We start from the raw sequence: 11,986 nt of genomic DNA on the forward strand, positions 1-11,986 counted from the left end.
TTTGCGGGGGATTTTTTAACTTGGGGGCCAGCATCGTGCCTTTTTTGCAAATGAGTGCAAAAAAAGAGATGGCTAAAGCCATTTCTTGCGAGTTTTCAATCCTTTGCTATAGCTAAGACTCTCAATCGCCAACTAAGTGAGGCAACGGAATGTCAGTCGCAAAAAAAATGAGTGTAGGGCAACTGACAATGTTGACCGCAGTCAACATGTTGGGCTCAGGCATTGTGCTACTACCGACGAAACTAGCGGAAGTCGGTGCAATTTCGATTCTTTCCTGGCTGGTGACGGCCACCGGCTCCCTGGCTCTGGCCTACGCCTTTGCGCGATGCGGGATGCTCAGCCGCAAGACCGGCGGCATGGGCGGCTATGCCGAATACACGTTCGGTAAAGCCGGTAACTACATCACCAACTACACCTACGGCCTCTCACTGTTGATTGCCAACGTGGCGATCAGTATTACCGCGGTTGGCTATATACAGACGTTGTTCGGAATAAAACTTGATTCACTGCAGGTAGGTCTCGCGACCATTGCCTTGTTGTGGATCACGACCTTCGCCAACTTTGGCGGCGCGCGCATTACCGGCCGGATCGGCGCGATCACGGTCTGGGGTGTGATTGCACCGGTGGTGCTGGTGTCCACGGTGGGCTGGTTCTATTTCGACAGCAGCGTCTACGCCGCTGGCTGGAACCCTCATGACAAGAGCTGGTTCGAAGCGGCAGGCGCCTCGGTGGCGATCACCCTGTGGGCCTTCCTTGGCCTGGAATCGGCTTGCGCCAACACCGACGCGGTGGAAAACCCTGAGCGCAACGTACCGATTGCGGTGCTGGGCGGCACCCTGGGTGCGGCGGTGATCTACATCGTCTCCACCAACGTCATCTTCGGCATCGTCGGCAACGAAGAACTGGTCGCGTCCACCGCGCCGTTCGGCCTGGTGTTCGCCAAGATGTTCACCCCGATGATCGGTGACATCGTGATGGCGGCCATGGTGCTTGCCTGCATCGGTTCGTTGCTGGGTTGGCAGTTCACCATTGCCCAGGTGTACAAAAGCTCGGCCGACACCGGTTACTTCCTGTCGATCTTCGCCAAGGCCAACAAGGCAGGTACGCCGATTGTCGGCATGCTGGTGCTGCTCGCCGCACAGACCGCACTGGCCCTGCTCACCATCAGTCCCGACCTGAGCAAGCAGTTCGACACCCTGGTCAACCTCGCGGTAGTGACCAACCTGGTGCCGTACATCCTGTCCATGGCCGCGCTGATGACCATGCAGAAAGTCTCCAACGTGCCGGAAGGCAAGGCCTTGGCCACCAACGTCATTGCGCTGATCGCGGCGGCCTACAGCTACCTGGCGCTGTACAGCTCCGGTGAGCAGGCCCTGATGCTCGGTGGTGTCGCCACCATCTTCGGCTACACCCTGTTCGGCTTCGTCAACAACCGCCTGATCCGCCTCGAAGCACTCAACAACAGCGTACCGACGCAAACCGTCAGCGCGCAGCACCTCACTGCCGCGCCAGTGCCGGTGAACAATCTGAATAAAGCCACTCTGGAGACTCAAGCATGACGGACTATAAACATTCGCTGGGCATGCTGGCGCTACTGGTCAGCAGTCCACCGGACAAACGAACCGTGTTTGGCCGCGCCCTGGATCATCTGGTCCACGATGTAGAGGGACGTGGCGTCAGTGTTCTGGCCTCGGAAAGCCTTTCGGATGCTGCTTCAATCCTGCGTTCGGACCCTGCCGTCCAGTGCGTGCTCATCCGCTGGGAAATGGACACCAGCGAAGGCCACGCCGACTGCATCAAACTGCTGGTCAAACTGCGTGAGCGCAACACCCGCGTGCCGGTGTTCCTGATCAGTGACCGTACCACCGCGTCGAGCATTCCGTTGCTGGTCATGCAACACGCCGACGACTTCATCTGGCTGCCCGAAGACACCACCGGTTTCCTCAGCGGGCGCATCCTGGCCGCCATCGAACGCTATCGTCAGGCGGCCCTGCCACCGATGTTCGGCGCGCTGGTGAAATTTGCCCGCACCTATGAATACTCCTGGCACACCCCGGGCCATGCCGGCGGCACCGCGTTTCTCAAGAGCACTGCCGGGCGCGCCTTCTACGAGTTCTTCGGTGAAAACCTGCTGCGTTCCGACCTGTCGATCTCGGTCGGCGAACTGGGCTCCCTGCTCGATCACAGCGGCCCCATCGGCCAGGGCGAACGTTATGCCGCCAAGGTCTTCGGTGCGCACCGCACGTACTACGTGACCAACGGTTCGTCGATGTCCAACCGCGTCATTCTCATGGCCAGCGTCACGCGCAACCAGATCGCCCTGTGCGACCGCAATTGCCACAAGTCCGCCGAGCATGCGATGACCCTGTCCGGGGCGATTCCGACCTACCTGGTGCCGACCCGCAACCGCTACGGCATCATCGGCCCGATCCTGCCGCAGACCCTGAGCGCCGAAGGCGTGAAAGCCGCCATCGCCAACAACCCGCTGGTCAAGAAAGGCATCGACCCGACGCCGGTGCACGCGATTGTCACCAACTCGACCTACGACGGCCTGACCTACAACGTCACCCGCGTCGAAGAGTTGCTGGGCGAAAGCGTCGACCGCCTGCACTTCGACGAAGCCTGGTACGGTTATGCGCGCTTCAACCCGCTGTACAGCGGACGCCATGCCATGCACGGCAACCCGGCCGACCATGACAAGTCCAAGCCCACCGTGTTCGCCACCCAGTCGACCCACAAGCTGCTGGCCGCCCTGTCCCAGGCCTCGATGATCCACGTGCGCGACGGCCGTAACCCGATTGAACATGCGCGCTTCAACGAGTCGTACATGATGCACGCCTCGACCTCGCCGAACTACGCGATCATGGCGTCCTGCGACGTCAGCTCGGCGATGATGGAAGCGCCGAGCGGACAGATCCTCACCAGCGAGTCGATCGAAGAAGCCATCAGCTTCCGCCAGGTTCTCTCGCGCATGCACAACGAGATGCTGAGCAAGGACGATTGGTTCTTCACCTGCTGGCAGCCGCCGACCGTACAGGTGGGCGCCGCGACCGTGCCGTTCCATGAGGTCGATCCGGTTACGCTGAAAACCGACCCGAACTGCTGGGTCCTGCACCCGAACGCGGTATGGCACGGTTTCGGCGACATCGAAGACGGCTACTGCATGCTCGACCCGATCAAGGTGTCGGTACTTGCCCCGGGCATGGGCGACGACGGCAACCTGCTCGCCTCCGGTATCCCGGCCTGTGTGATCACGGCGTACCTGGGCCGCCAGGGTATCGTGGTCGAGAAAACCACCGACTTCACCATCCTGTTCCTGTTCTCCATCGGTATCACCAAAGGCAAGTGGGGCACGCTGCTCAACGCCCTGCTCGACTTCAAGCGCGACTACGACGACAACGCCGAGCTGGAGCTGTGCCTGCCCGACCTGTACAACGCCAACCAGCGACGCTACGCCGGCATGGGCCTCAAGGATCTGGCCGACGAAATCTTCGCCGCCATGAAGAAACACAAAACCACCGCCAACATGTCCCAGGCTTTCGGCACCTTGCCAAAAGCCGAATTCAGCCCGGTGGAGGCCTACGAGAAACTGGTGCGCAACGACATCGAACTGGTCACCCTCGAGCAAGCCGCCGGACGCCTTGCCGCCACCGGTATCGTGCCGTATCCGCCAGGCATCCCGTTGCTCATGCCAGGTGAGAACGCAGGCCCCGCGGACGGTCCGCTGCTGGCGTATCTCAAGGCACTGGAAGCCTTCGACAAATCCTTCCCCGGCTTCACCCATGACACCCATGGGATCGAGGTTGAGGATGGCGTTTATCGGATGCTGGTACTGAAGTAAGTCCAGCAGGCTCACCGCCCCCCCCTGTGGGAGCGGGCTTGCTCGCGAAGGCGTAGTGTCAGTCGACGCAATTGTCGAATGACAGGACGCTTTCGCGAGCAAGCCCGCTCCCACATTTTTTAGATCGTCTTCACACCAAAATCCCTATGGGCAAACTCAATCACCGCGCTCTATGATTGATCCCCATGACCACCACCGCTCCAATTCGCTCACCCTGCCCGCCCGGCGCCTGCGACTGCGGGCGTGACCCGTTGCTGGAAACACCGGGGGCGGACCTGCGCATACTGTTTCTGACCCGCAACGAAGAAAAACGCCTGATCGAACGCCTGGAAAATCTGCAGAGCCTGAGCGATCTGGAGCACCTGCAACGGCGTATGCTCGAACAGTTGGGCATCCGCGTGGACATCGCCCCCGGCTTCAATGAGGTGCGCACCATGCGCGGCATCGGCATCCAGATCGGCGAACTGCCGGGGCTGTGCCGCAAGACCCGCGCCAACATCCCGGCCGCCATTCGCCGAGCCATGGAAAAGCGCCCGGAGATTGCCTACGAGCTGCTCAATGCCAACGACCTGTTGCGTGATGCCTGATGAAGCCCATTCTCGAATTCCCCCTCACCGACGAGATCCTCACCTCGTTCGCCCTGGCCATCGGTGCCGACCTGCAGGGCTACCGCAACCACATTTACCGGGTGCTGAATTTCCATGCGGCCCTCAGCGGCACCGAAGGCTTGCCCCCGGATGCCGTACAGATCGCAGCGGCGTTTCATGACCTGGGTATCTGGACCGATGACACCCTTGACTACCTGCCGCCGTCCATTGCGCTGGCCACTGAATATCTCGACAGCCGACAACGCTCGCAACTCAAAGATGAAGTCAGTGCGTTGATACTCGAGCACCACAAGCTGCGCCGGTATCGCGGCGCTTGTGCCGACAGCGTCGAACCCTTCCGCCGGGCCGACCTGGTGGATGTGTCCCTGGGCCTGGTCCGCTTCGGCCTGCCCCGAAGCTTCATCAAGACCGTGCAGTCGACCTTCCCCGATCACGGTTTTCACTCGATGCTGATGAAGCTTTCAGCCCGCCAATTGCTCCGCTCGCCGCTACGGCCGCTGCCCATGTTTCGCTGGTGAAACAGGCATCTGTCAGCCCCTCGAAAGTGCACCGGAACAGGATCAGCGGTCGTACGTGAGTCGCGGCGCACTGCTATGCCTTCCTTGGGAGATTTCGCTGCAAGCCAGCCAGGACAGGACTGGGAACCCAAGCGTGGCCACGGCCCCGGCGCCAGCCAGGTACGCGCAACAACAGGTGCCGATGCGCAACAGGAGGTGGCCGATGTTATTCATCGTCAGTTGGACAATCAGCCCGGACAACCGTGATGCCGCAATCGCACGTTTCCTCAAGACCGGTGGCGCGCCGCCCGCAGGCGTCACCATGCACGGACGCTGGCACGCCGTAGGGAGTTCGGCCGGCTTCGGCATTGCCGAGGCGAGTGATCTGGTGCCGATTCAAAAGTGGGTGCTGGAGTGGAACGACCTGATGAGCATGGACGTGCACGCCGCATTGACCGATGAGCAAATGGCACCCTTGCTGGCCGCCACTGCCGCCCGGTAATCACGATGGAGGCGGCGAGTATCGCTCGCCGCCCGACTCGACCCGCGCATTGACCGGTACGCCATTGAAGTGCAAAGCGCCTGAAACACTCACTTTCTGACTATCCAATACTGGATATTTCGCCATTCAAACCTACGCTCTTGGCGGGGGATTACGAATTTGAATGGCGTCTGGGGGCGCGTCTCTCTGTACTCACGCAAGTACGCAGGAGCTCGACATGAACCGGACAACCTTATCCTCGATGTTTGCGGTACCGCTGTTGCTGTCTGCAATGGCGATTCCCGGCCTGACCCTGGCCGCCGACAAAGCCCCCAACATCCTGGTGATCATGGGCGACGATATCGGCTGGTCGAATATCGGCGTCTACAACCAGGGCATGATGGCTGGCAGAACACCCAACCTCGACCAACTCGCCGCTGAAGGCATGCGCTTCACCGACTATTACGCCGAGGCCAGTTGCACGGCCGGTCGCGCCAATTTCATCACCGGCGAACTGCCGATTCGCACCGGCATGACCACTGTCGGCCAGGCCGGCTCGCCCGTGGGTATTCCCGCCGAAGCCGTCACCATCGCGACCGCGCTCAAGGCCATGGGATATGCCACCGGCCAGTTCGGCAAGAACCACCTGGGCGACTTGAACGAGTTCCTGCCCACCGTGCACGGCTTCGACGAATTCTTCGGCTACCTCTACCACCTCGACGCAATGGAAGACCCGGCGCACCCCAACTATCCGCAAGACCTGCTCGCCACCGTGGGCCCGCGCAACATGGTCCACAGCTGGGCCACCGCCACTGATGACACCACTGTGATGCCGCGCTGGGGCAAGGTCGGCAAGCAGAAAATCGAAGACGCCGGCACGCTCTATCCAGAGCGGATGAAAACCATCGACGACGAAATTCGCGACAAGGCCTTCTCGTTCATCGACAAGGCCAAGCAGGACAACAAACCGTTCTTCGTCTGGCTCAACCCGACCCGCATGCACATCGTCACGCACCTGTCCGACAAGTACGAAGCCATGCGCAATGCGCAAAATGGCTGGTCGGAACAGGAAGCCGGCATGGCGCAGCTCGATGACATCGTCGGCGAAGTCATGGCGAAGCTGAAAAAAGACGGCATGGACGACAACACCATCGTCATTTTCACCACCGACAATGGTGCGGAAAACTTCACCTGGCCGGACGGCGGCACCACCCCGTTCGCCATGGGCAAAGGCACGGTGATGGAAGGTGGCTTCCGCGTGCCGGCGATCATTCGCTGGCCGGGCAAGGTGCCGGCCAACCAGGTCGCCAACGGCATCATGTCCGGCATGGACTGGTTCCCGACCCTGGTCGCAGCGGCGGGCAACCCGAACATCACAACGGAACTGCTCAAGGGCAAACAATTGGGTGATACCACCTACAAAGTTCACCTGGACGGCTATGATCAAACACCAATGATCACCGGAAAAGGTCCGTCGAACCGGCATGAAATCTTCTACTTTGGAGAGAGCACCCTGGGTGCGATCCGCATCGATGACTTCAAGTACCGCTTCATCGATCAGCCCGGGGGCTGGCTGGGCGCCAAGGTCACGCTGGACATGCCGATCCTGACTAACCTGCGTCTCGATCCGTTCGAACGTGCCGGATGGCCGGAGAATATGGCAGCCAATGGTTCGCTGGAGTATTTCGAGTGGTTCAAATTCCAGTTCTGGCGCTATGTGTTTGTGCAGCAACAAGTGGTCAAACTGGCCGAAACAGCCGTGGAGTTTCCGCCAATGCAGAAAGGCGCGAGCTTCAATCTTGAAGCGGTCAAGGCCAAGATCGAAGCGGCCCGGGCAGCCATGGCCAAGTAAAACAGCCGAAACCATGGGTGGCCGGCACAGGCCACCCACATTCGAAATGGACATTTGCTGAGGTAGTTACATGCGCACAAGCACACTGGCCCTACCCGCCTGTACGCTACTCGCCCTTTGCTGCCAACAGGCCTGGGCCGGCGGCATCATGCTTTACGAAATCGGCACTGATAACGCTGGCCTGGCCAACGCCGGTGCCGCTGCCCGCGCCCAAGGCCCCTCGACCATCGCCAGCAACCCGGCGGGCATGAGCTACCTGCCAGGCACGCAAATCACCGCCGGCTTGCAGGTGCTGTACGGCGATTTGAGCTTCGACCGCGACGCTGGCACCAACACCCCGGGCAGCGGCAGTGGCAACGCCCTCGACCCGATTCCCGGCGGCAGCTTCTTCATCAGCCATGAACTGGACGAACACTGGAGCGTCGGTTTCGGCCAGTACGGCGACTTCGGGTTGGCGGTCAACTACGACAACGATTGGTCCGGACGCTACTTCTCGCAAAACGCCAGCCTTCTAGGCCTGTCGATGGTGCCGAGCGTGGCTTATCGCTTCAACGAGCAGTGGTCGGTGGGTCTGGGCGTAAAGGCCATGTACGGCATGCTGCAAGCCCAGACCGCGATTGACCGCTCGCCATTCGGCTTTACCGACCGCACCGATGGCCAATTCAAGTACAAGGACCAGGATTGGGGCTTCGGGGCGAATGTCGGCGTGATCTACGCCCCGCAAGCCGGCACGCGCATTGGCCTGACCTACACCAGCCAGGTCGATCTGGACTTCGAGGACCGGCTGGATGTGAAAGGCGATGGCCGACTGCTCGAACGCGTCAACAACACCAAGACCGAACTCGATGTGAAGGTGCCGCAAACCGTCACCCTGAGCCTGTTCCAGCAACTGGACCGGCAATGGGCCTTGCTGGCCTCGGTCAACTGGCAGGACTGGTCGGAATTCGGTGACATCGGCGTACAGGTCGACACCACCGCAGTCGGTGCGCAATCGAAAACGATCGACGCCGGCTTCAAGGACACCTGGCACCTGTCCCTGGGGGCGCAATACCAGGCCACCGAGCAATGGCTGTGGAACGTCGGTGTGGCGTACGACAGCAGTGCCGTGTCGGACGGTAACCGCAGCGTGATCGTGCCGATGAACGAATCCTGGCGCATTGCGACAGGAGCCACCTATGCTCTGAACAAGGACACCGATATCAACGTCAGCTGGGCCATGGTCTGGCTCGGCGACATGCCGGTTGACCAGACCAAGTCCGTATCCGGCAATCAAATTTCCGGTGAGTTCGACAATGCCTGGATTCAAGCCCTGAGCGGGAACATGACCTGGCGATTTTGATGTCTTGTAAACGAAAGAACGACGATTTTATCCAAGGAGTAGACACCACTATGAATCTGTCCCGAAAACTGCTGGTCGGCGCTGCGCTGGCAAGCCTGTTGCTAGGCGGCTGCACCTCGAAAGTGACTGAGAAGGAACAGTACTCAGGCTTCCTGTCCAACTACAACAACCTGCAGGAAGTCGAAACGCCGAGCGGTGGCACCGCGATGCGCTGGGTCAGCCCTTCGTGGAACCCGAATGCGTATGACACCGTGGTGTTCAACAAGCTGGAACTGTACCCGGCGCCCAAACCCGATGAGCGGGTCAACCAGCAGACGCTCACCGACATTCAGAACTACATGACCAACAAGGCCAAGGCCACGCTGGGTCAGAAATACCGTGTGGTGTCGTCCCCTTCGGCCGCTCCGGCGGGTTCCCGGCCCCTGATCATGCGCGCGGCGATTACCGGGGTGAACGCCGAGAACGAAGGCATGAAGTGGTATGAAGTGGTCCCCATTGCGGCCGTCGTCGGGGCCACCCAGGCAGCCACCGGTCACCGTGACCAGGACACCACCCTGTTCATCGAAGCCGAGTTCATCGACGCGAAGAGCAATCAGACCGTGGCCAAAGTGGTGCGCAAGGTGTTTGGCACTACCCTGGAAAATGAAAGCCAGAAGATTACCGCCAAGGACTTCAAGGCGGCGATCGACAAACTGGGTACCGACTTCCAGGCCTTCCTCAAGTAACACCCCCCCCTTGTGGCGAGCGAGCTTGCTCGCGCCGGACTGCGTAGCGGCCCCAGGACTGTCGGTTACGACATGTTTTGCGACTGCTGCGCAGTCGAGCGGGAGCAAGCTCCTTCGCCACATGAGGGGGCCTTCCTGATCCTTGCGGTCACTTCTTCATCCCCACCCGCCGGCGCATTTCGGCAGTGATCGCCTGCCGGGTCTTGCGCAGGTCCGCCCAAGGCTCATCACCAACTTCAGCCAGGCGTTCAAGCGCGTTGTGCAGGTTCCACTGATTGCCGCCCTTGAGTTCGGCAACCTCTTGGCGAAAGATCGGCATCGACACCGGCAGGCCCTCACGGGTACGGACGGCGTAGGCGCAGATGGTGGTCGCGCCCAGGCCGTTGCGCAGGTAATCGATGAAGATCCGTCCGACCCGGTTCTTCGGTCCCGACACTGCCGAAAAACGCTCGGGCAGCAGCCTGGCCATGTGACTGACAATGGCATGGCTGAAGTCCTTGACCTCATCCCAGCCGAGCTTGCGGGTCAGCGGTACCACCACATGGATGCCCTTGCCGCCGCTGGTTTTCAGAAACGCCTTGAGCCCCAATTCATCCAGCACCGACAGCGTCAGCTCAGTGGCCTCGATCATGCGTTTCCATGGCAGCGCCGGGTCCGGGTCAAGGTCGAGGACAAAACGGTCCGGCTTGTCGAAGTTGACCGACGTTGCGTTCCAGGTATGCAACTCCACGGTACTCATCTGCACCGCGCCGATCAGCGCCTCGGCATTGTTGATCAGCATCATCGGCTGACCGGTGAGCTGCTTGTCCAGCGTGACGATGCCGGGGATCGCCAGGTGCTCGGCATTTTTCTGGAAAAACAGCTCGCCGGCGATACCGTCCGGTGCACGCACCAGTGCCACCGGGCGATCCTTGAGCTCGGGCAGGATCCACTCGGCGACACTCGCGTAGTACTGCGCCAGTTGCAGCTTGGTGGTGCCGCTGTCGGGGTCGATCACCCGGTCCGGGTGAGTGATGCGCACCTGCCCTGCTTCCAGGCCGATTTGCGAGGGTGCGGGGTCGGGCTTCTTTTGTGTGGCAGCGGTTTTTTTCGCAGTGGAGGTTTTCACGGTGTTCGCGCGCTCCTCGGTGATGTCGTGTGCCGGTTTGTCATCGCGCAGGCCATGGAAAACAGCATGGCGCACTGAGCCGTCCCGGGTCATTTCAGCGAAAGCCACTTCTGCCAGCAGCTTGGGTTTGAGCCAATGCACATCCCTGGCCTCGGCACCGCCGGGTGGATTGACCACCGACGGCTTTTTAACCTGCAACGGCTTGAGCTGCTCATGGAGGCTGCGCAGCGTCGCCTCATTAAACCCGGTGCCGACTTTGCCGGCATAGCGCAACTCGCCACTGTCGCGGTCATGCAGCCCCAGCAGCAGCGCGCCGAAGGCATGGCGCGAGCCTTTCGGCTCGGTGAATCCGACGATGACGAACTCCTGCCGATGCTGGCATTTGAGCTTGATCCAGTCGCTGCTGCGCCGGGAGACATAGGGCGATCCAACTCGCTTGCCGATCAAGCCTTCCATGCGCATCCGGCAGGCGCTGTCGAACAAGGCTTGCGGCTCCTCGCCAAACGACTCGGAGAAGCGCAGCAGCGGCTGGTCATTGGCCTTGAGCACAGTCGCCAGCGCGGCCCGACGTTCTTCGACCGGCACTTCGCGCAAGTCCACGCCATTGAGGTACGGCAGGTCGAACAGGTAGTAGAGAATGCCGTCGCTGTGCTGCGCCTCGAAGGCGTTTTGCAGCGCTTGAAAGTCCGGCACACCCTGGTCGTCGGCCACCACCATTTCACCATCGAGCCACGCCGATTCCAGGCCCAGCGCGGCCAGGGCCTGGACCTGTCCTGGCAGTTTGTGGGTCCAGTCGTGGCCATTGCGGGTGATCAGCCTGACCTCCCCTTGGTCGATGCGGGCCATGATCCGGTAGCCGTCGAACTTGATTTCGTAGCTCCACGCGCCGTCCGGGACCCTGTCCACCAGCGTCGCCAATTGCGGCTTGAGCAGGTCCGGCAACCTGGCTTTGCGGGCGCCGGTCAGTGGCGATGGTTTTTCCTTGCTCGAGCGTTTGGCGGCTGGCTCGCCAGTCGCCGAAAAATCGCGCCTGTCATCGAGGTTGCGGGGCATGGCTCACCTGCTTCGCGCCAGGACGTCGGATGCAAACGTCTCTTAACCAAGCAGAGCCGGCGAGCGGCACAATAATTCAATCGGCATTGAAAAGGCCCGGACGGACGGGCTTGTGACTCGGGGGGGGGCGGCGCTCCCACAATGACTTTCAGCGTACACAGCTTCTGTTCTCGGCGCGGACCAACCTGTGGGAGCGAGCTTGCTCGCGATGGCGGTGGGTCAGGCGCCAAGGATGTTGACTGTGATGACCGCTTCGCGAGCAGGCTAGCTCCCACAATGACTTTCAGCGCACACAGCCTCTGCGTTCGGCGCGGATCAACCTGTGGGAGCGAGCTTGCTCGCGATGGCGGTGGGTCAGGCGCCAAGGATGTTGACTGTGATGACCGCTTCGCGAGCAGGCTAGCTCCCACAATGACTTTCAGCGCACACAGCCTCTGCGCTCGGCGCGGATCAACCTGTGGGAGCGAGCATGCTCGCGATGG

General features: G+C 61.0%; 9 protein-coding genes. 8 read left to right on the forward strand and 1 reads right to left on the reverse strand.

Going from position 1 to position 11,986, the window contains the following annotated elements; genetic code table 11:
- The first annotated feature begins 149 nt into the window (after positions 1–149).
- The 8 genes from potE (at position 150) to C9422_RS30195 (ending at position 9,343) form a co-directional block, all read left to right on the forward strand.
- Positions 150–1,559, forward strand: coding sequence for a putrescine-ornithine antiporter (gene potE / locus C9422_RS30160; RefSeq protein WP_116583164.1), 1,410 nt, complete (start codon positions 150–152; stop codon positions 1,557–1,559).
- Positions 1,556–3,841: an Orn/Lys/Arg decarboxylase N-terminal domain-containing protein gene (locus C9422_RS30165; RefSeq protein WP_007978079.1), complete on the forward strand. Its 2,286-nt coding sequence runs from the start codon at positions 1,556–1,558 to the stop codon at positions 3,839–3,841. Before potE ends, C9422_RS30165 begins: the two co-directional genes overlap by 4 nt.
- A gap of 185 nt (positions 3,842–4,026) precedes the next feature.
- Positions 4,027–4,428: a hypothetical protein gene (locus C9422_RS30170; RefSeq protein WP_015094584.1), complete on the forward strand. Its 402-nt coding sequence runs from the start codon at positions 4,027–4,029 to the stop codon at positions 4,426–4,428.
- On the forward strand, positions 4,428–4,967 hold the full coding sequence (locus tag C9422_RS30175; RefSeq protein WP_116583165.1) for an HD domain-containing protein: 540 nt from the start codon (positions 4,428–4,430) through the stop codon (positions 4,965–4,967). The genes C9422_RS30170 and C9422_RS30175 overlap by 1 nt, the downstream gene beginning before the upstream one ends.
- Positions 4,968–5,169: 202 nt before the next feature.
- A complete protein-coding gene (locus C9422_RS30180; protein ID WP_116583166.1) occupies positions 5,170–5,448 on the forward strand; it encodes a DUF3303 domain-containing protein in 279 nt (92 codons plus the stop codon).
- A gap of 217 nt (positions 5,449–5,665) precedes the next feature.
- Positions 5,666–7,279, forward strand: coding sequence for an arylsulfatase (locus C9422_RS30185; protein WP_116583167.1), 1,614 nt, complete (start codon positions 5,666–5,668; stop codon positions 7,277–7,279).
- A gap of 70 nt (positions 7,280–7,349) precedes the next feature.
- Positions 7,350–8,618: an OmpP1/FadL family transporter gene (locus C9422_RS30190; protein WP_116583168.1), complete on the forward strand. Its 1,269-nt coding sequence runs from the start codon at positions 7,350–7,352 to the stop codon at positions 8,616–8,618.
- Between the two features lie 50 nt (positions 8,619–8,668).
- Complete coding sequence (locus C9422_RS30195) at positions 8,669–9,343, forward strand: DUF3313 domain-containing protein (protein ID WP_116583169.1); 675 nt, start codon at positions 8,669–8,671, stop codon at positions 9,341–9,343.
- 148 nt (positions 9,344–9,491) lie between these two features.
- Here the strand turns inward: C9422_RS30195 and ligD are convergent, their stop codons facing one another.
- Positions 9,492–11,504 (reverse strand): DNA ligase D, encoded by a 2,013-nt coding sequence (ligD, locus tag C9422_RS30200; RefSeq protein ID WP_116583170.1) that lies wholly within the window; start codon positions 11,502–11,504, stop codon positions 9,492–9,494.
- Positions 11,505–11,986: the final 482 nt, after the last annotated feature.

Origin of the sequence: Pseudomonas sp. B1(2018) (assembly GCF_003097365.1) — a bacterium.
Lineage (GTDB): Bacteria > Pseudomonadota > Gammaproteobacteria > Pseudomonadales > Pseudomonadaceae > Aquipseudomonas > Aquipseudomonas laurylsulfatiphila.